This is a genomic window from Acidobacteriota bacterium, assembly GCA_009838525.1.
In the GTDB taxonomy this organism is placed as follows: Bacteria; Acidobacteriota; Vicinamibacteria; order Vicinamibacterales; family UBA8438; genus VXRJ01.
Window position 1 is genome coordinate 41,807 of the sequence record VXRJ01000011.1, and the last position, 18,702, is coordinate 60,508.

The 18,702-nt window shown below is 68.7% G+C and carries 20 protein-coding genes; 11 read left to right on the forward strand and 9 right to left on the reverse strand.

Annotation, left to right across the window (positions count from 1 at the left end; all coding sequences use genetic code 11):
- The first annotated feature begins 71 nt into the window (after nucleotides 1–71).
- Nucleotides 72–317 carry a DUF2191 domain-containing protein gene (locus F4Y45_03035; protein MXY23484.1) on the forward strand — a complete coding sequence of 82 codons (246 nt, stop codon included), beginning with the start codon at nucleotides 72–74 and terminating at the stop codon, nucleotides 315–317.
- Nucleotides 314–805 (forward strand): PIN domain-containing protein, encoded by a 492-nt coding sequence (locus tag F4Y45_03040; protein ID MXY23485.1) that lies wholly within the window; start codon nucleotides 314–316, stop codon nucleotides 803–805. Before F4Y45_03035 ends, F4Y45_03040 begins: the two co-directional genes overlap by 4 nt.
- On the opposite strand, the gene F4Y45_03045 is transcribed toward F4Y45_03040, so the two are convergent.
- From F4Y45_03045 to F4Y45_03060, 4 genes are all read right to left on the reverse strand, one after another.
- The gene (locus tag F4Y45_03045; protein MXY23486.1) at nucleotides 783–1,769 is read right to left on the reverse strand and encodes a hypothetical protein; all 987 of its coding nucleotides are present in this window, start codon (nucleotides 1,767–1,769) and stop codon (nucleotides 783–785) included. The two genes, F4Y45_03040 and F4Y45_03045, sit on opposite strands and share 23 nt — an antisense overlap.
- Before the next feature lie 211 nt (nucleotides 1,770–1,980).
- Nucleotides 1,981–3,852 carry a TRAP transporter large permease subunit gene (locus tag F4Y45_03050; protein MXY23487.1) on the reverse strand — a complete coding sequence of 624 codons (1,872 nt, stop codon included), beginning with the start codon at nucleotides 3,850–3,852 and terminating at the stop codon, nucleotides 1,981–1,983.
- Nucleotides 3,853–3,901: 49 nt separating this feature from the next.
- Nucleotides 3,902–4,951, reverse strand: a complete 1,050-nt coding sequence (locus tag F4Y45_03055) for a hypothetical protein (GenBank protein ID MXY23488.1) — start codon at nucleotides 4,949–4,951, stop codon at nucleotides 3,902–3,904.
- The gene (locus tag F4Y45_03060; protein ID MXY23489.1) at nucleotides 4,948–6,021 is read right to left on the reverse strand and encodes a hypothetical protein; all 1,074 of its coding nucleotides are present in this window, start codon (nucleotides 6,019–6,021) and stop codon (nucleotides 4,948–4,950) included. The genes F4Y45_03055 and F4Y45_03060 overlap by 4 nt, the downstream gene beginning before the upstream one ends.
- Here F4Y45_03060 and F4Y45_03065 point away from each other — a divergent pair.
- Together F4Y45_03065 and F4Y45_03070 are read left to right on the forward strand one after the other, a co-directional pair.
- A complete protein-coding gene (locus F4Y45_03065) occupies nucleotides 5,981–6,703 on the forward strand; it encodes a formylglycine-generating enzyme family protein (protein MXY23490.1) in 723 nt (240 codons plus the stop codon). The two genes, F4Y45_03060 and F4Y45_03065, sit on opposite strands and share 41 nt — an antisense overlap.
- Complete coding sequence (locus tag F4Y45_03070) at nucleotides 6,700–8,118, forward strand: polynucleotide adenylyltransferase (protein MXY23491.1); 1,419 nt, start codon at nucleotides 6,700–6,702, stop codon at nucleotides 8,116–8,118. The genes F4Y45_03065 and F4Y45_03070 overlap by 4 nt, the downstream gene beginning before the upstream one ends.
- Here F4Y45_03070 and F4Y45_03075 read toward each other — a convergent pair.
- A complete protein-coding gene (locus tag F4Y45_03075; protein ID MXY23492.1) occupies nucleotides 8,102–9,085 on the reverse strand; it encodes a pyridoxal-phosphate dependent enzyme in 984 nt (327 codons plus the stop codon). The genes F4Y45_03070 and F4Y45_03075 overlap by 17 nt on opposite strands.
- A gap of 14 nt (nucleotides 9,086–9,099) precedes the next feature.
- Between F4Y45_03075 and F4Y45_03080 the strand changes: the two genes are divergently transcribed.
- The 4 genes from F4Y45_03080 (at nucleotide 9,100) to F4Y45_03095 (ending at nucleotide 13,100) form a co-directional block, all read left to right on the forward strand.
- Complete coding sequence (locus F4Y45_03080; GenBank protein ID MXY23493.1) at nucleotides 9,100–9,741, forward strand: porin family protein; 642 nt, start codon at nucleotides 9,100–9,102, stop codon at nucleotides 9,739–9,741.
- 36 nt (nucleotides 9,742–9,777) lie between these two features.
- Nucleotides 9,778–12,402, forward strand: a complete 2,625-nt coding sequence (locus F4Y45_03085; protein ID MXY23494.1) for an AMP-binding protein — start codon at nucleotides 9,778–9,780, stop codon at nucleotides 12,400–12,402.
- Nucleotides 12,403–12,549: 147 nt separating this feature from the next.
- Nucleotides 12,550–12,768, forward strand: a complete 219-nt coding sequence (gene infA, locus F4Y45_03090; protein ID MXY23495.1) for a translation initiation factor IF-1 — start codon at nucleotides 12,550–12,552, stop codon at nucleotides 12,766–12,768.
- Nucleotides 12,769–12,833: 65 nt separating this feature from the next.
- Entirely contained in the window at nucleotides 12,834–13,100 is a 267-nt protein-coding gene (locus F4Y45_03095) for a hypothetical protein (protein ID MXY23496.1), read from the forward strand.
- Nucleotides 13,101–13,209: 109 nt separating this feature from the next.
- Here the strand turns inward: F4Y45_03095 and F4Y45_03100 are convergent, their stop codons facing one another.
- Complete coding sequence (locus F4Y45_03100) at nucleotides 13,210–14,073, reverse strand: tetratricopeptide repeat protein (GenBank protein ID MXY23497.1); 864 nt, start codon at nucleotides 14,071–14,073, stop codon at nucleotides 13,210–13,212.
- Nucleotides 14,074–14,159: 86 nt separating this feature from the next.
- Here F4Y45_03100 and F4Y45_03105 point away from each other — a divergent pair, with 86 nt between their 5' ends.
- The gene (locus tag F4Y45_03105) at nucleotides 14,160–15,215 is read left to right on the forward strand and encodes a glucokinase (GenBank protein MXY23498.1); all 1,056 of its coding nucleotides are present in this window, start codon (nucleotides 14,160–14,162) and stop codon (nucleotides 15,213–15,215) included.
- Nucleotides 15,216–15,226: 11 nt separating this feature from the next.
- Here the strand turns inward: F4Y45_03105 and F4Y45_03110 are convergent, their stop codons facing one another.
- Complete coding sequence (locus tag F4Y45_03110) at nucleotides 15,227–15,937, reverse strand: polysaccharide deacetylase family protein (GenBank protein MXY23499.1); 711 nt, start codon at nucleotides 15,935–15,937, stop codon at nucleotides 15,227–15,229.
- On the opposite strand from F4Y45_03110, the gene F4Y45_03115 reads away from it, so the two are divergent.
- Nucleotides 15,887–16,753, forward strand: a complete 867-nt coding sequence (locus F4Y45_03115) for a protein-L-isoaspartate(D-aspartate) O-methyltransferase (protein MXY23500.1) — start codon at nucleotides 15,887–15,889, stop codon at nucleotides 16,751–16,753. The genes F4Y45_03110 and F4Y45_03115 overlap by 51 nt on opposite strands.
- Nucleotides 16,754–16,779: 26 nt before the next feature.
- On the opposite strand, the gene F4Y45_03120 is transcribed toward F4Y45_03115, so the two are convergent.
- The gene (locus tag F4Y45_03120) at nucleotides 16,780–17,856 is read right to left on the reverse strand and encodes an Mrp/NBP35 family ATP-binding protein (GenBank protein ID MXY23501.1); all 1,077 of its coding nucleotides are present in this window, start codon (nucleotides 17,854–17,856) and stop codon (nucleotides 16,780–16,782) included.
- A gap of 38 nt (nucleotides 17,857–17,894) precedes the next feature.
- The gene (locus F4Y45_03125) at nucleotides 17,895–18,344 is read right to left on the reverse strand and encodes a hypothetical protein (GenBank protein MXY23502.1); all 450 of its coding nucleotides are present in this window, start codon (nucleotides 18,342–18,344) and stop codon (nucleotides 17,895–17,897) included.
- Nucleotides 18,345–18,469: 125 nt separating this feature from the next.
- On the opposite strand from F4Y45_03125, the gene F4Y45_03130 reads away from it, so the two are divergent.
- Nucleotides 18,470–18,694, forward strand: coding sequence for a hypothetical protein (locus tag F4Y45_03130; protein ID MXY23503.1), 225 nt, complete (start codon nucleotides 18,470–18,472; stop codon nucleotides 18,692–18,694).
- Nucleotides 18,695–18,702: the final 8 nt, after the last annotated feature.

Genomic DNA, 18,702 nt, shown 5'->3' on the forward strand with positions numbered 1-18,702 from the left:
GGTGGCAGTCAATCTTCGTGGAAATACGTCCTGTGCAGGATGCCCGTAAATATGGCAATATGTATAACCATATGAAGACTACCGTTGAGTTGCCGGACGACCTGCTGGTAGCCGCGAAGATCCGAGCTGTAGAGGCGCGTTCGACCCTGCGGGAGTTGATCGAGCAGGGGCTCCGCCGGGTGCTTGATGAGCGGCCGCATCCACAGGGAAAACAGCATTCTCGGATCGACTGGGTGACGGTCGACGGCGGGCTTCCCCCGGGAGTCGATCTGCAGGACCGTGCCGCGATGCACGACTGGATTCGGCGCGACCGATGATTGCCCTCGACACGAACCTCCTCGTCTACGCGCACCGTGCCGCCACACCGCAGCACCATGCGGCCCGTAGCGCCATCACCCGCGCCAGCCAATGGTCGACCGGGTGGGGATTCAGCCTGTCCGTCATCCTCGAGTTCTGGAGCGTAGTGACTCATCCGGCGTCCGCCGGCGGACCCTCCACACCCGAGCAGGCCACAGATTTCATCGCCAATCTGCGAGCGGCGGGCGCCGAAGTCTGGATGCCGGGGGGGCGGTTTGCGGAGCGCGTGGCCAGGCTTGCGACCGAGCTGTCTGTCGTCGGGCCGCGCGTTTTCGACCTGCAGATCGCCCTGATGGCCTTCGAAGGCGGCGCGAGCGAACTCTGGACCGCCGACCGCAGCTTCACTTCCGTGCCGGGGCTACCAGTCGTGCTCCCGCTAGCAGCCCGTGGCGAAACCCCGCGCCGGCGTCGAGATCGTCGCGGAACTACTCCACCCAGTCCGCGATGAAGACATTGGTGTCGCCTTCCTCGGCGGCGTCGCGGTTGGACGCGAAGATGAGCTTCGAGCCGTCGGGAGAGAACATCGGGAAGCCGTCGAACACGTCGGTGAACGTGATCTGCTTCAGGCCGGTGCCATCGAGGTTGACCATGAACAGGTCGAAGTTGCGGCCGTCCGGGTTGTGCATGTTCGACGAGAAGATGATCCGCTCGCCGTCGGGATGCCAAAACGGGGCGAAGCTGGCCCCGCCGAAGTCGGTCACCTGCCGGACGTTGGCGCCGTCGGCGTCCATGACGAACACCTCGACCGCCGTCGGCCGCCAGAGGCCTTCGTCCAGCAGCCGCTTGTAATCATCGTACCCCTCGCCGTCCGGGATCTCGCGGCCGCGGAAGATGATCTTCGAACCGTCGGGCGAGAAGAACGCACCGCCGTCCGGCCCTTGGCGGTGGGTCAGGCGGCGCACGCCGGAGCCGTCCGGGTTCATCGAGTAGATCTCCATGTCGCCGTCGCGCACGCTCGTAAAGACAATCGTGCCATCGGGTCCGACCGTCGGCTCGGCGTCGTAGCCAGGCGTGTCGGTCAGCCGCTCCAGGCCGCTGCCGTCCGGGTTCGCGCGGAAGATGTCGTAGCTGTCATAGATCGCCCAGACGTAACCCATCGCGAAGCTGGGCGGGGGCGGACACTCGGCTCCGCCGAGGTGGGTCGACGCGTAGACGATCGATTCACCGTCCGGATAGAAATAGCCGCAGGTGGTGCGCCCCTCCCCCGTGCTCACCATCTGCTGGTTGGATCCGTCCAGGTTCATCCGGAAGATCTGATCGCACGGGACGCCCTCGCGGGTCGACTGGAAGATGATCTGGGATCCGTCGAACGAGAAGTAGGCCTCGGCGTTCTCGCCGCCGAACGTGAGCTGGCGGAGGTTCGCGAGGTGGACTTCGGTGTCGCCGGGGGCAGCAGCATCGGCGCCGCTCATCTCCTCCGGGGCCGGCGTCCCGTCGCCCGGCGTTTCGCCGGCAGGCGCCTCGCCGGCAGGCTCCCCGGCGGGTGCGCCGCACGCGCCGGTCATCAGCAGGACCAGGGCGAACGTCGCGACAAGGAGGCCGCGATTCTCGAATCTCGAAGGCATGGCTTCGCTCCCTCTGTTGAACGCGTTTCCGCGCGAGCCCAGGCCCCCGGAGCAAGCGCTACTGACGGCCTACCAGTTCCAGCAGGCCCAGCGTGAGCCATGGTACATAAGTGATTACGAGCACGCCAATGCCGAGGATGATCAGCAGCGGCACTGACGCGCGGTAGACGGAAAGCAGCGGCCGGTCGAACCGGTACGAGGCCAGGAAGAGGTTCAGCCCAACCGGCGGCGTCAGGTACCCCAGCTCCAGGTTGGCGATGAAGATGATGCCGAGATGGACGGGATCGATCCCGTACGCCGCGCCGATCTCCGAGATGAGGGGCACCACGACGACGATCGCCGAGAAGATGTCCATCACGCAGCCGACAAGCAGCAGGAAGACGTTGAGGGCGAGCAGGAACAGCAGCGGCGACTCGATCCGCGCCTGCGTCCATTCCAGCAGGCGGAAAGGAATATCGACGTCCACCATGTAGGCGGTGAAGCCCTTGGCGACGGCCAGGATGATCAGGACGCCGCCGATCAGGACGACGCACTCCCGGAACGCCGCGCCGAGGCCGGGGCCGAGCCGGAAGTCGCGGTGGATCAAGCCGGTCACGACCGCCGCGTAGAGCGCCGTCAGGGCGGACGTTTCGACCAGCGTCGCGCGGCCGCTCAGCAGCGCGCCGAGCACGACGAACGGCAGCAGGAGCTCCCACTTCGCCTCCCAGAGCGCGGAAACCGCCTCGCCCGCCGCGAACCGGTGCCGCCCGGCGCCGGTCAGCATCCCTTCGCGCATGCCCCAAGCGGCTACCAGCCCGATCAGCAGCAGGCCGGGAAGGATGCCGCCGATGAAGAGGTTCTCCGGCGCCGTCTGCGCGACGATGGCGTACAGGATGAGGGGCATCGCCGGCGGCAGCAGCAACCCGAGCGATCCGGACGCGGTGAGCAGACCGACCGAGAAGCGGTCCCGATAACCATCGTTCAGCAGCGCCGGCAGCAGCAGGCCCCCGAGGGCCAGGATGGTCACGCCGGAGCCGCCCGTGAAGATCGTGAAGAACGCGCAGACCACCGCGCAGACCACCGCCGTGCCGCCGGGCATCCAGCCGACGAGGGCGCGGAAAACCCGCAGCAGCCGTTCGGACGACTGCCCCTGGGCGAGGATGAACCCGGTCAGCGTGAAGAGCGGGATCGACGGCAGGTGCGGCTCGGTTGCCAGGTCGTAGGCGTAGAGCGGCACCGCCGCCGGGTCGAACGCATCGACCATGTAGAGAAAGACCGCCGCACCGGCGAGCACGGTGAAGATCGGGGCGCCGGCGAGCGCCGCGACCACCACCAGGACCACCCAGGGCCATCCCGCCCCGCCCGCGACGACGCACGACGCCTCGTCCACGTTCGCACAGGCCGCGCCCGTCGTGCTGAGCCAGATGCCGGCCACAATGCCCAACGCCGCCGCGATGCGCCCGGCCCAGCTACCCGCTCCCCACGCCAGACGGACGGCAATAAGCCCGAACGCGAACGGCAGCACCAGTTGAAACACCCACGACGGAATGCCGAGGGCGATGTCGCCCCCTACTTCCATCTCGATCGCGACGACGTCGATCGCCGACCAGGCGAGCAGGGCCGACACGCCGGCGCCCACCGTGGCCGCGAACGCCTGCGAGACCCGTCGCGCCCGGCCCTCCGGAATGAACGTCGCCGTCGCGAGCGCGATCAGCTTGTTACGCCGGGCCGCGAGCCCCGCCCCAAGGAAGCCGACCCAGAGCGTCAGATGCTCGACGAACGGAATCGACCCCGGGATGCCTCCCGCAACGAGGGGACGGATGACGATCTCGGCAAGGGGCAGCAGAACCATCACCCCCAGGGCGCAGGCGGCAAGCAGTTCCTCGCCGGTGTGGAGAAAACCGAGCAGGCGAGGTACGGGCCGGGCGTCGGTCGCGCTCGAGGCAGTCATCTATCGATCCGTGCGGCGCCGCGGGCACGCAGGTTGCCCGCGGGACCATTTACTGGTTGCGATACTCGGAGCGGGCCCGAACCGCCTCGTCGTAGACGTCGGCGGGGACGCGCGTGCCGCGCCAGCTCGCGGTGAGGTCTTCGGATACCGCGCGAAAGGCCGACGCTTCCGCGCTGCTCACCGAGTGGACGGTCAAGCCGCGCTTCTGCATTTCCGCGACGGCATCCCGGTCCTGGCGCAGCACCTCGGTGAAGAGGAAGTCGGCCATCTTCTCCGCGCTCCCGCGGATGGCGGCGCGATCCGCTTCGTCAATCCGGTCCCACGCACGCTGGGTTATAACGGTGGCGCCATACACGGGCCCAAGCGGTATGTCGAGCATGTTCGACGTCTGCCGGTACCACTGAAAGACGAGCGCGCCGTACGGCGGGCTCGGATAGGCGTCGATCAAACCCGTGTTGAGCCCCATCAGCACGTCGGTCAGAGCGAGGGGCACCGGGTTGAAGCCGTTCTCCTTGTACCACTGCACCATTCCGTCGTCGCCCGCCGCCGTGAACAGTTTCGCCCGGCGCAGGCCGCCGATGTCGGTCACCGGATCGGCGGAAAAGACGTGGACCCAGCCGCCATGGCCCCAGCCGATCAGCACGAGACCGTTTTCCGCGAGGGCGTCACGCATTCGCGGCGTGAGCGCGTCCAGCACATGCTGGGCCTCGCCGTCGTCCGCGAAGAAGAACGGGATGCCGAACACGTTGAAGGCTTCGTCGATCTCGGTCAGGGCAGGCAACGTGAGCGCCGCCACCTGCGGGTTGTTCAGCCGCATCCGCCGGATGATCGTCGATTCGTCGCCAGTGGTGCCCCGCACCTGGAGCCGGACGCGGCCGTCGGTCGATTGCTGCCACTCCGACGCCATCTGCTTCAGGGCGCGGTCCCACAGCGAGTTGGCGGGAAGGATGGTGCCGAGACGCAGGTTGGCGCGCTGCGCGTCGAGCAACGCCGGCGCCGCGATCAGCAGCAGGGCGACAACCGCCGCCCGGAAAACCGTAATCGACGTCGTCCCGCCCGCGGCGAGCCGGCTCGCCCGGGGCGTGAACTTCTCTCTCATGGTCGAATCTCCTGCGCCTCTTCGTCGTCGAGCGGCGCGAAGAAGAGGTCGTCGATATGGTCCAGCAGCACGCGCGCCCGCCGCTGTGCGATGGTGTTCAGCAACCGGTTCTCGGGCGCCTCGTTCACGTCTATGGCGATCGCCGTCTCCAGCAATTCCTGAAACTCCTCGCGGTTCTCTTCCGCGATGGCAACACCGGTCGCCAGCGACAGGTAAGCGCCCGCATCCTTGCCCTCCGACAACTCCACCGCTCGGGCGAAGTGTTCGCGCGCCCGCTCGTAGGACCCCCCCATCGCCTCGCCGACCGACTCGAGCGTGATGAACGCCACGTGCAGCGAGCCCCGCTCGTAGTCCTCGTCCAGCTCCAGCGCCCGGTCCAGCAGGGCGCGAGCGGCCGGCAGGTCGGCCACCAGCGCCGGCTGATCGAGCCCGAGCGAGATGGCGAGAATCCACGCGCCGCCCAGATAGTACAGGCTCTCCACGTCGGCGGCCTCGAAGACCGTGACCGCCCCCTCCGGATTGGCGAGCAGCCGATCGGTGATGCCGGGATGATCGACTTCGATGTTTCGCAGGCCGTAGTCGCGCGCACGGAGATACATCCGGCGCGCCCGTTCGTTGAGCTCGCCCGCGAGGGCGTAGTCGTCCCACTCCGCGATGGCGGCGTCGGCCTGCAGGAACGCGTTGGCGTAGAGAAGAAAGCCCGTGTTGGCGAACAGCAGGACGTCCTGTCGCTCCGGGTCCGCATCCATGATCGACTCGATCGTCTTGAGAAGGAATGGGAGCGAGTCCCGCACCAGCTCAGGATCCTCCTCGGAGAGGTAGACGGCGGGATTGACCAACGTCGGCAGCACCGCGTTGACCGCCATCGTGCGGAGGGAGCAACCGGAAAGCGAAGCGATCAGGAGCAGAACCGCGGCGAAACGCGCCGCGCCGTGAAGAAGGCTACCCATCCAGCCGTGATGTGTGCATGCGCGATTCTTGCCGGCAGGCTTGATCATATCAGCGATACCCCGTGGCATCATCTTGAGGATGGGTGGGTTCGTCACGATCCCGGGCGGGTGGTTCGTCATGGGAAACGACGCGGGACAGGCCGACGAGCGGCCGCCGCACCGGGTCTGGGTCGATGCGTTCGAGATGGCGGTCGATCCGGTGACGCGACGGGAGTACGCGCGCTTCCTGGAAGCGACCGGTAGGGGCTGGCCGCGGGAGTGGGATGCCCTCGCCTTCACGCGCGACGACCTGCCGGTAGTGGGCGTGAGCTGGAACGACGCGGTCGTGTACTGCCTCTGGCGGTCGTCGGCCGGCACCAGCGGGAAGCACCCAGCACCTGTGCGGCTGCCGACCGAGGCGGAGTGGGAACGCGCCGCCCGCGCCGGACGGGAAGGGTGCGACTTCCCGTGGGGTGAGAACGGCGCCATTCCCGACTGGATCCCGAACGCGGGGCGCGGGCCGCTGGAGGGCCCCTGGCCGGTGGCCCTCGGTCCACCCAACGGCTACGGCGTGCGGGGCATTACCGCGAACATCCACGAGTGGTGCGCCGACTGGCATGCGCGCGACTGGTACGCGCGGTCGCCGACGCGCAATCCGTCCGGACCGCAAGGCGGCGTGCGACGTGCGTCGCGTGGCGGATCGTGGCGCCACGCCGTAACGATCAGCCGGGTTGCGGCCCGCAGCAAGCTCGACCCGTCGTTCCGGTACACCGACTACGGCTTCCGCGTCGTGCGTGATCTTCCGGCAAGAGGCGGACAGTGAATGCCGCACCGCCACGGGGTGGCGCGCAGCCTGAGCACCGCGACACGTGGCAACTCGCGCTCGAGGTCGCCCGCGCGGCGCGCGCAGAGGGTGGGCGCGCGCTGATCGTCGGCGGCCACGTCCGCGACCGCCTTCTCGGCGCCGAGAGCATCGAGCCGGACAACCTCGACCTCGAGGTGTACGGCCTCACGGCGGATCGCCTCGGCGCGCTGCTCGGTCGCTTCGGCCGCGTCGATACGGTCGGCGCGAGCTTCACCGTTTACAAGCTGGGCCGGCTCGACGTCTCGCTCCCACGGACGGAATCCAAGACCGGGAGAGGGCACCGGGGTTTCACGGTCACCGGCGATCCAACGCTGCCGATGGAGCAGGCGGCGCGTCGGCGCGACTTCACGGTGAACGCGATCGCCTGGGATCCGCTCGACGACGAATACCTCGACCCCTGCCATGGGCGCGACGATCTCGAACGGCGCTGCCTTCGAATGGTCGATCCGGAGACATTCGGCGACGACAGCCTGCGGGTTCTGCGCGCGATGCAGTTCGCGGCGCGGCTCGAGTTCCGCGTCGACGAGGCGACAAGGGCGCGTTGCCGGGAGATCCCGCTAGACGATCTACCGGCCGAACGGATCTGGGGCGAGATGGAGAAGCTGCTGCTCCTCGCCCGGCGGCCATCCATCGGCTTCCGCCTGGCGCGCGAGATCGGCGTCGTCGAACATCTCTTCCCGGAGCTGCATGCGCTGATCGACTGCCCGCAGGAGCCCGAATGGCACCCGGAGGGGGACGTCTGGGTCCACACCCTGCTGGTGATCGATCAGGCGCGGCAGCGAATCGACGACCTGCCCAGGCCGCAACAGCTCGCGATCATGCTGGGCGCGGTCTGCCACGACTTCGGGAAGCCGGCCACCACCGCGTTCATCGACGGGCGGATCCGCTCGCGCGACCACGAGGCGGAAGGCGTGCCGCCCGCCATTGCGTTTCTGGACCGGCTGAACGTCCACTCCTTCGACGGCTACGACGTCCGCCACCAGGTGCTGGGACTCGTCGCGCACCACCTGAAGCCTGGCATGTGGCGGACGGCAAGAGACGGCGTCGGCGACGGCGCCTTCCGCCGGCTCGCGCGCAAGGTGGATCTGGAGCTGCTCGCACGCCTCGCCAAGGCGGACTGTCTGGGACGGACCGGCGAATTCGACTGCTCCGCGATGGACTGGTTCCTCGAGCGGGCCCGCGCCCTCGGCGTGGAGCATGGCCCGCCGGCGCCCATCCTGCTGGGGCGCCACCTGCTGGAGCTGGGCGTACCGCCCGGTCCGGAGCTGGGCCGGCTCCTGAAGCAGGTCTACGAGCGGCAGCTCGAGGGCGAGATCACGACGCTCGCACAGGCAACGACGGCGGCGCGCGAACTGATCAGGGATCCGCACTGAGGAGGCGCGCGAGCGCGTCCGGCGCGATGTTGCCCCCGCTCAGCACGGCCACGGTCGCGCCGCCCTCCCCGTCCGCTTCCCCACCGGCGCCGGCGCCAGCGCCGGACAGGATCGCGGCCATGGTGGCGGCGCCGCTCGGCTCCACCACCAGGTGCGCCCGGGCGGCAAGCCAGCGGACCGCGTCGAGAATCGCGTCGTCTTCCACCGTCACGATGCGGTCGATCAGCGCCGCGGCGTGCGCATACGTAAGATCACCCGGACGAATCGGGATCAGGCCGTCGGCCACGCTGGCAACCCGGTCGAGCGTCACCGGCCCGCCCGCTTCGACCGACCGGAGCATCGCCGCCGCACCGACCGGCTCGACCCCGATGACGCGCGCATCCGGACGGAGCGCCTTTACCGCCGCGGCGACCCCGGAGGCGAGGCCGCCCCCGCCGATCGGCACGTACACCGTCGCGACGCCGGGCAGGTCTTCGACGATTTCCAACCCGACCGTGCCCTGGCCCGCGATGATCTCCGGGTGATCGAACGGCGGGATGATCGTCAGGTTCCGCTCCCGCGCCACCACCTCGGCGCGACGCCGGCGTTCGACCGAAGTAGTTCCTTCGAACATCACCTCGGCGCCGAACGCTTTCGTTCCTTCCACCTTTACCGCGGGCGCCGTCGTCGGCATCACCACCACCGCCGGCAGACCGAGCATCCGCGCCGAACAGGCGACCGCCTGGGCGTGGTTGCCGGACGAATACGTGATGACCCCCGACACGATCCCGCCCGCCTCGGCGAGCTGCGAAATCAGGTTGAATCCGCCGCGTATCTTGAAGGCCCCGGTCCGCTGGAGGTTCTCGCACTTGAGGTGCAGCGGGCGGCCCGCGGCCGGCGAGACATCGAGGATGGGCGTGCGCCGCGCGACGGCCGCGATGCGGTCCGCCGCCGCCCGGATTGCATCGACTGTGACGAGGTTGCTCATATACTGATGCGCCGATGCTGCCGGCGCGTTCCTTTCTGGTCCTGCTGCCCGTCCTGCTGTTTGCCGCTCCGGCGTCGGCGCAGCCGCCGGAGGAGCCGATCGACTGGTACGTCGTCGACGTGCGCGGCTCGCTGGTTCCGTTCCCCCGCAACGTCGAGCTCGCCGATGCGCGCGGCCTCCGTCCGCCCGACACGCCGGGCACCGGACGCGGATTCGATATCGCGGCGCACGTCTACCCCCTGCGCGTCTGGATCGTCACCTTCGGCATCGGAGCCAGCTATCACGTCTCCGCGGCCAGCCAGGCGCCGGGAGAATTCTCGCCGATGCCGGACGGCCCGCCGGTCCGCAAGGAATTCTCGGCGCTTTCGCCGCAGCTCTCCTTCAACTTCGGCACCCGCGACGGCTGGAGCTACCTGAGCGGCGGCATCGGCCGCTCCCGCCTGTCGCTCTACACGGAGGGCTCCGGGGCACCGGAACAGCCCACCGCCAACACCCTCAACTACGGAGGCGGCGTCCGCTGGTTCACAAGCGATCATCTGGCCTTCACGATCGACGCCCGCTTCTACGCCATCAGCCCGATCGCCGAGATGGGTGACCGGCCGCGTTCGCCGCGCATGACCCAGATGACCCTCAACGTCGGCGTCTCGTTCCGCTGACGTCCCGCCCGCCACGCGTGCGATCATAGTGCCCGGATGCGACGGGCGACGCTCCTCGACTTCTTCGACGACCGGATCCGCTCCGGCCGGCCATTCCTCGTCTACGACGGCGGCTACCGCGCGCATACCTGGACATACGACGACATCCGGCGTGCCGCGGGGCGCTTCGCCCGAAGGCTAGAACGCGCGGGTGTCACGCCGGGAGCGAACATCCTCCTCTGGGGAGAGAACCGGGCCGAGTGGGTAGTCGCTTTCTGGGGCTGCCTGCTGTCGCGCGCCGTCGCCGTGCCCATCGACGTTCGCGCATCGCCCGACCTCCTGGAGCGGGTCGCCCGGATCGTCTCGGCGAGGATTGTCGTCGCCGGCCGCGACCTGCCGGTCCCGCCGCTCGACGGCGCTGAACGCTGGGACCTTGACGGCCTGCTCGATGCGGACTCGCCCGGTGGGGATGGCGACGGAGGCGGTGACGACGCGGCCGTCGCGCTTCCCCGCGGCGTCAGCGGCAGCGACCTCGCCGAGATCATCTTCACTTCGGGCGCGACGGCCGAGCCGAAGGGCGTACGCATCACGCACGCGAACGTGTTGGCGAATATCGTCCCCGTCGAACGCGAGATCCTGAAGTACCGCCGCTACGGCCGGCCGTTCTTCCCGCTCCGCTTCCTCAACCTGCTGCCCCTCAGCCACATGTTCGGTCAGGCGATGGCGACATTCATCCCGCCGACGCTCGAAGGGGTCACGGTCTTCATGCGCGGCTACAATCCGGCCGACATCGTCCGGCAAGTCCGCACGCGCCGAGTGTCCGTCCTGGTCTCGGTTCCGAAGATCCTGGAGGTGCTGCGCGACCACGTCATCCACGAGATGCCGGAAACGGCGGCGCCGCTCGACCGGCCGGAATCCGTGGGCCGGCGCTGGTGGCGTTATCGGCGGGTCCACCGGATGTTCGGCTTCAAGTTCTGGGCGTTCGTCGTCGGCGCGGCGCCGCTCGACCCGGAGGTGGAAGCGTTCTGGTCACGCCTCGGCTTTCTCGTCATCCAGGGTTACGGCCTGACCGAAACGGCGCCGATCGTCACGCTGAATCATCCGTTCCACGCGCGGCGCGGGTCGGTCGGAACGCCAATCGGCGGCGTCGACGTGAAGATTGCCGGCGACGGGGAGATCCTGGTGCGCGGCGCCAACGTCACCGCGGGCTACTACAACGCGCCCGAAGCGACAGCCGAGGCCTTCCGCGACGGCTGGTTCCACACCGGTGACATCGGCGCGTTCGACGACGAGGGACGCCTGACCGTGCGCGGCCGGAAAAAGGAAATGATCGTAACCCCCGATGGCCTGAACGTCTTTCCGGACGACGTGGAGCGCGCGCTGCGCGCGCAGGCGAACGTCCGTGACGCCGGCGTGGTCGGCGGCGGACCGCCGGGGGGCGAGCACGTCCACGCCGTGCTAGTGCTCGAGCCAAACGCCGGCGCCGATGCCGTCGTCCGCGAGGCGAACGCACTGCTCGAGGATCATCAGCGTATCCGTTCGTTCTCGGTGTGGCCGAACGCGGCGCTGCCGCGGACCGAGGGGACCCAGAAGCTGAAGCGCGCCGCGCTCAAGCGCTGGGTGGAAAAGGACGCCGGACGCTCTGGCGGCACGGACGCGGAGTCAGGACCACCGGCGGCGGGCCATACGGTCGAGGAGGTCGTCGCGCACTTCGCGCATGGCCGGACCGTGACCGGCGCGACGACGCTCGAGGAACTCGGGCTCAGCTCCATCGAGCGGATCGAACTGATGCTGGCCCTCGAACGGCGCTTCGCCACGACGGTGGACGAGACCGCGTTCGCGGCCCTGTCGACCGTCGACGACCTGCGCACGCTCGTGGAAAGCGATCCGGCCGCCGGGATCGGCGGGCGCGGCGCCGAGGCGGCTTCGGATGCTGGATTGACGGGAACCGGACCCGTTGCTCCGGCAGAGGAGCCACCGTCCTCGCGGAGCGACGGCGCGCTCATCTTCCCCACCTGGAGCCAGCTCGCACCGGTGCGTCTGTTCCGCCGTCTCGCGCAGTCGTTCTTTCTGCTCCCGCTCGGCCGCTGCTTCGCCTGGACGCGAGTCGAGGGGCTGGATCATCTCGGCCGGACGGAGGATCCGGTCCTATACGCCGCCAACCACCAGAGCCTGATGGACGGTCCGGTCATCCTGGCCGCCTTGCCCGCCGCGCGGCGCCGGGTTGCCACAGCTGCCGCCCGCGAGTGGTTCGCGCCACACTTTCACCCCGAGCGCTTCCCGCCGGGCGAGCGGTTTCGAACCAGCCTCGCGTATTTCCTCGGGGTGCTCTGCTTCAACATCGCGCCGCTACCGCAACGGACGGCGGGCGCTCGCGAGGCGATGCGTCACCTCGGCACGTTGCTCGGCCGCGGATCGTCGGTGCTCATCTTCCCGGAAGGACGCCGCAACGTGACGGGCCACATCGATCCGTTCCAACCCGGCGTCGGGATGCTTGCTTCCCGCCTGCAGGTGCCGGTAGTGCCGGTCCGGATTGACGGCATCGACCGCGTCCTGCCGATCGGCGCCCGTTGGGCGCGGCCCGGCCGTGTACGTATCGCCTTCGGCGAGCCGCTCCGTTTCGACGGGAACGACTACGCCGCCATCGCCCGCCGGATCGAACAAGCGGTCAGGGACCTCTAGCTCTCGGTGCGCCGGCCTCCAGGCCGGCAAGAGCGCAATAGCCGATGCCGGCCTGGCGGCCGGCGCACCGGTGGCGCAATCCCTGGCAGCCCATGGCGCAACCTCTCGGCAAGCGGGCTCCTGTATAATCCGGCCCGCAAGTACCCCGTGGCGAAAGACGACCTGATCGACGTACAGGGCACCATCGTCGCCGTGCATAGCGGCGGCCTGTACCGGGTGCAGTGCGACTCCGGCCACGAAGTGCTGGCCCAGCTCAGCGGCAGGATGCGCCGCTTCCGAATCAAGGTGGTTCCCGGTGACCGTGTCACGGTGGGGGTCTCGCCCTACGACCCGAACCGCGGCATCATCACGTTCCGCGCCCGCTAGCAGCCGTCGCCGACGGCAGACACGCGTCGCCCCGAGACCGGCGACGCGCCTGATACACTGGGATCATGTTCGATGATCCGGCCCGCCGGGAGCAGGCCGAATCGCCTGCCCCGCCTGAGGAATCGGACCCGGCGCTCACCCGCTTCCGCGCCTGCCGATGGCACGAGGAACTGACCGATGGCACGGAGTACTGCGCGCACAGCGAAGTGAAGCCGTACGCCGGGCAGCGCGGTTTCAACCCGACGGCGTGGTGTCCGGAGTGCGACTTCTACAAGACCCGCCGGAAGCGCAAGAAGAACGACCCCTACGACTTCGACGGCTACAGCTACTAGCAGCCCGTGGTGAAACCCCCGCTACATTCGAGCGGTGTGACGCGAGTTTCACCACGGACTGCTGGAGCTTGGCGCCGGCGCACGTAGGGGCACGCTAGCGGCTGGCCGTCTATTCGCTGAACTCGCGGGCCAGATCGACCCACTCCCCGTCCGGGGCAAGTCCCTGGTAGATGCGCCAGTGCGGCTTCGCGTCGGCTGAACGGCCGGTCTTCTCCAGCGTGACCGCCAGGTAGAAGTGGGCGTCGGCATAGCTGTCGTTCGCGCGCAGGGCATCGGTATAGCAGGCGACGGCGTCGTCGTAGCGTCCGAGATCGTGATGGATATTGCCCAGATTGAACGCCGCCTCGAAACAGTCGGAGTCCAGATTCAAAGCCCTCTCGTAGAGCGCCTGGGCCTCCACCAGTTCGTCACGCGCATAGTGGATGTTCGCCAGGTTGACCAGCGCGGGAACCAGCGACGGATCAAGCAGCAGCGCCTTCTGGTACGCCAGGCGCGCCCGCTCCTGCCCGTCGCCCGGCTGCTCGTCGAGTTCAGAGCCCTCCAGAAAGAAGCGGGCCGCCAGCGCCGCCCGCTCCGACTGATGCTTGCCGGACGCCGCCGACGGGCGCGCGGCCAATGTGTCGCGGCGCGGCAGCGCGATGACCTTCGCCGGCTGGGCCTCACCATGCACGGTGTCGAAGTCGAGCGAGAGCTGACCGTCGTGCTCGGCCAGCAGCAGCCGGACGGCGCGGCGGAACGAGCCGCCAGCCGCTATTTCTTCATGGACCCGCTTGACGACGCCCAGATCCCGGAAGGCGTAGTACGTGTCCGTGTCGGTGCGGACGGCGGGCCGGATGAGCCCCCACTTCTCAAGGTGGCCAATCCACCGCTCCCGCAAATCGGGGTAGCGCTCTCGAATCTGCCGCCGGCTGTGGAAGCGGCGCTGCAACTCGTCTTCCGACGGCGTCGCCGGTTTCTGCAACGTCCGCGACATGTAAGCTCCGACCGGTTCGCGCACGCGCTACGAGCACGCGTGCTGCCAGCGCGAGTGCTGCCAGCTTGACGCGCAGACCCGCTCGAATGGTGGAACGATGCAACCGTTCGATCATAAAGTCAAGCGTGTTCACGCTGCTCGCCGCCGACGTGGGCGGAACCAAGACGGTCTGCGGCCTCTTCACGGATACGGGTGGTGGACGACCCGAGCCCATCGCCGTCGCGGCGGTGCCGACCCGCGAGCACGACAGCATCGACAGGTTGCTGGCCCGCTTCCTGGACCGCCACGGCTCGGGCCGGACGATCGACGCCGCGGTGCTCGGGGTCGCCGGGCCGGTGCGCGACAACGCCTCGGATCTGACCAACGTCCCGTGGCGAGTCGAGGCCGCGGGCATCGCGGAGCGGTTCGGGATCCTGCGCGTGCGACTGCTGAATGACCTGGTGGCGATGGGCCACGCACTACCGGTCCTGACGCCGGACGAGCTCGTTACCCTGCAGCCAGGGCGTCCCGATCCGGGGGGCAACGCCGCCCTGATCGCACCCGGAACCGGGTTGGGAGAGACCATCCTGCACCGGGTCGGCGGGGAACTCATTCCGGTGGCGGCCGAGCCCGGCCACGCCGATTTCGCCGCGCGGACCGAGGCGGAAATCGAGTTGCTCCGAAAGTTGACCGCCCGCCGCGGCCGCGCCTCGCTCGAAGATGTCCTCTGCGGTCCCGGACTCGTCAACATCCACGCGCTGACCCACGGGACCGACGCCTATCCGGTTGCCGGCGCCGACGACACCCACGACGACGGCGACGGGCTCGCCGCGCTTCCGCGCCGCATCACCCGGTCGGCGCTCGCCGGGCGCTGTTCCCGATGCGCGACCACGCTCGACCTCTTCGTCGGCGCGCTCGGCGCCGAGGCTGGCAACCTGGCGCTCCGGGGAATGGCGACGGCGGGCGTCTACCTCGGTGGCGGTATCGTGCCTCATATTCTTCCAGCCCTCGACTCCCCCGTCTTTCTCGACCCGTTCCGCGACAAGAAACCCATGGCGGCGCTGATGGCGGCAATACCGGTTCATGCGATCAGGACCGACCACCCCGCCATGGTGGGCGCCGCCGTCGCCGCCGCGCGTCTGGCGGCAGGCCGGGTCGTCTGAGACGTAAACTGCTAGCAGATCGTCCCGAACGTGTAACCGTCGGCGCGCAATTTCGGGATCAGCAGGCGGACCGCGTCCACGGTGTGGCCGCGTTCGGCCACGGGGTTTCGGTGATGGCCATCATGCATCACGATGATGTCGCCGCCGGAGACGCGGCGGGCAAGCCGCGCCGCCAGACCCGCCGGGTCCGGCCGGCGGTACCAGTTGAAGTCCCAGAGGCTCCAGCCCCAACCGACCAGGGAATAGCCTGCGCGCTCGAGGCCGGCATACATCCAGCCGCTCCGGAAGCCGGCGTGGGGGCGGAACGCCCGACAGGGCGTTCCGCCGGTGAGCTGCTCGATGCGAGCTGCCACGGCCTGAAGTCGCTGCGCGAGCACGTCCGGCGACAGGAACGCCCAACCGCGCGTATCCGTGTGAATACCCACCGCGTGGCCCTCTTCGAACATGCGCCGAACGAGGGGCGCGGTATCCTCGTTCAGATGGCGATCGATGATGAAGAAGGTCGCGCGGGCATTGAACTCGGCGAGAACGTCGAGCAGGTCGGGCGTCGCGGTCGGATTCGGGCCGTCGTCGAACGTCAGGTAGACCGCGGGCGCGTCATCGCCTTCGGGCATGCTCCAGAGCGAGGGTGCGGTTGGGCGCGCGTCGAGCAGGAAGGGAAAAGGCGCGGCATGAGCGAGCGCTGCCAGACCGGCGCCGATTGCCATCAACAGCCAGAACATCGTCGATCTCCTGATCGTCGCCGAAAGCAGCGCTTCAGCCGAACCCTCGCTTCCGTCGCCACCGTCTGCGCCACCGCCCTCACCGTCCCCGGGTGCGCCGCCGGCCCGGTCCAGTCGGCCGGCGGAACTGCGAGCGTGTCCGAGTCGGCGCCCCAACGTCAAGCCGGCGGTCCGACCGACCGTCTCGAGGAGCGGCAGCAAATGGTGGAACGACAGCTCCGCGACCGCGGCATCTCTGACGAGGCAGTGCTCTCGGCGATGATCGCCGTGCCGAGACATCGCTTTGTCCCGGCGGACCTGGCGGCAAGCGCCTACGACGACCATCCGCTTCCCATCGGCTACGAGCAGACGATCTCACAGCCCTACGTCGTCGCGTTCATGACCGAGGCGGCGGGAATCCGGCCCGATAGCCGGGTCCTGGAGATCGGTACCGGCTCCGGTTACCAGGCGGCGGTTCTCGCCGAGATCGCGAGCCGCGTCCACACCATCGAGATCGTCACGGAACTGGCTGAACGGTCCGGCGCGCTACTGGCCGAGTTGGGCTACGACAACATCGCGGTGCGGACCGGAGACGGGTACCGGGGCTGGCCGGAAGAGGCGCCGTTCGACGCCATCGTCGTCACCGCCGCACCGGACCACGTGCCTCCGGCGCTCGTGGAGCAACTCGCCGTCGGCGCGCGACTGGTGATTCCCGTCGGCAGCTTCTACCAGGACATCCTGATCGTGACGAAGACCGAAACCGGGACGACGACCCAGTCGGTGCTGCCGGTCCGTTTTGTTCCGATGACGGGAGAAGCGCAGGAAGGGCGCCGGTAGCCTTCCCAGACGGGCAGGTCTAGCAGCTAGGCCATCGGCGCGGCGGCCACCGGTTCCCTGAAACTGGCGATGGACACCTGCGCGGCGGCCTGCTCGGCAATCCGGCGGAACGCACGGCTGGCCGGCGAATCCGGCTCGGCGCTCACGATGGGGGCGCCGGTGTCGCTGCCGACGCGGATCGGGGCATAGATCGGAATCTGTCCCAGGAAGGGCACGCCGAGCTCCTCCGCGACTCGCTCGCCACCCCCGCGTCCGAAGAGATCCGCTTCGTCGCCGCATTGGGGGCAGGCGTAGTAGCTCATGTTCTCGACGATGCCGAGCGTCGGGATGTTCAGCTTGCGGTACATCCCGACGGCGCGCCGGCTGTCCGCCAGCGAGACCGTCTGAGGCGTGGTCACGACGACGGCGCCGGTCACCGGCACCGTCTGGCTCAGGCTTAGTGCGACATCACCGGTTCCCGGCGGCATGTCGACGACCAGATAGTCGAGCTCGCCCCAGTTGACGTCCTGAAAGAACTGTCGAACCACGCCGTGCAGCATTGGACCCCGCCAGATGATCGGCGCGTCGGCGGTTGTCAGGAAGCCCATCGACACGAGGCGGATGCCGTGCTTCTCGGCCGGACGGATCTTCCTCCCATCCGATTCGAGCTTCGCGTCGACGCCGAGCATGATCGGCACGTTGGGACCGTAAACGTCGGCGTCGATGATGCCGACCCGCCCGCCGTAGCGCGCAAGGCCGACCGCCAGGTTGACCGCTACCGTGGTCTTGCCCACTCCCCCCTTGCCCGCGCCCACCGCAATGATGTTGCGAACACCCGGGATCGGCTGCTGCTGCGCCGGGGAGGCCGCCGCGGAACGAACGCTCGCCGTCATCTCGACCGCAACGTCGGCTACTCCGTCCAGCGCTGCGACCACCTCGCGCGCCTGCTGCTGCATCTGATCCTTGACGGGGCAGGCCGGAGTGGTCAGCTCGATCGTGAAGGCGACTCGGCCACCGTCGATCGTCAGGTTCTTGACGAAGCCGAGGCTGACGATGTCGCGCCCCAGGTCGGGATCGGTCACTGCCCGAAGCGCGTCGAGTACTGCCGTGTCTGTGATGGTCATGAAGTTGCAGGAATCCTGAGCGTCACCGCACCGCGCGGTCACTGCACCGCAATACGAACCTCGACATGAGTCCTGTCCGCCCCGGGCGGCGCAAGCGCATACCGCAGGCAGGCGCCATCGTGCACGCCCGGCGGCACGGGAAGGTGTAGACGATGCTCCAGCAGGCCGGAACCGGAACCACAGCAGAGGCTGCACAAACCGCTCTGCAGTTCGCCCCGGCCGCCGCAGGCCGGGCAGGTGTGGCGCACCGTCAAATCGAGCGGCAGGCGCACTCCCTCGAGCGCCTGGCGAGCGGTCAACTCGAACCGCGCGTGGCGGGTGACCGGATCGTCCGCTGCCGGTTCCCCGGCCCGGAACCGAGCGAGCATCCTATCGACGATCGGCCGCATCGAGGGGAAGTCGACCGCCACCTCGTCCGCAAGGACTGGGTGGCGCGTCGGCCCGAGACGGTTGCCGATGTCGTCGATCGCCCGCAGGGTGTCAGGCACCCGGTCATCCAACATCCGATTCGTACGATAGGAGCCGCTTCGAACGATTGTCAAGGTGCGCGTGGGGATGGTCTGGTGTACGATCCGGCCCGGCCCGGTTCGGGACCGGTTGGATGGACAGGACGATGGAATACAGCATTCAGAGCGAGGCGCGCGCGGGGCACTGGGTGGCTTGGCTGACGGCGCCGGGAACGTCGACACCGGTCGGATCCGTGCTGGTCCCGGGACAGACCCAGGAGGAAGCGGAGTCGAACATCAGGCAATGGATGGACCGGATCTCGCGCGATCCCAGCCTGCTGCCACCGCCGCCCCCGCCGGCGCCGCCTGCCGAAGACGACGGCGCGTCCTGAGCGCCGCT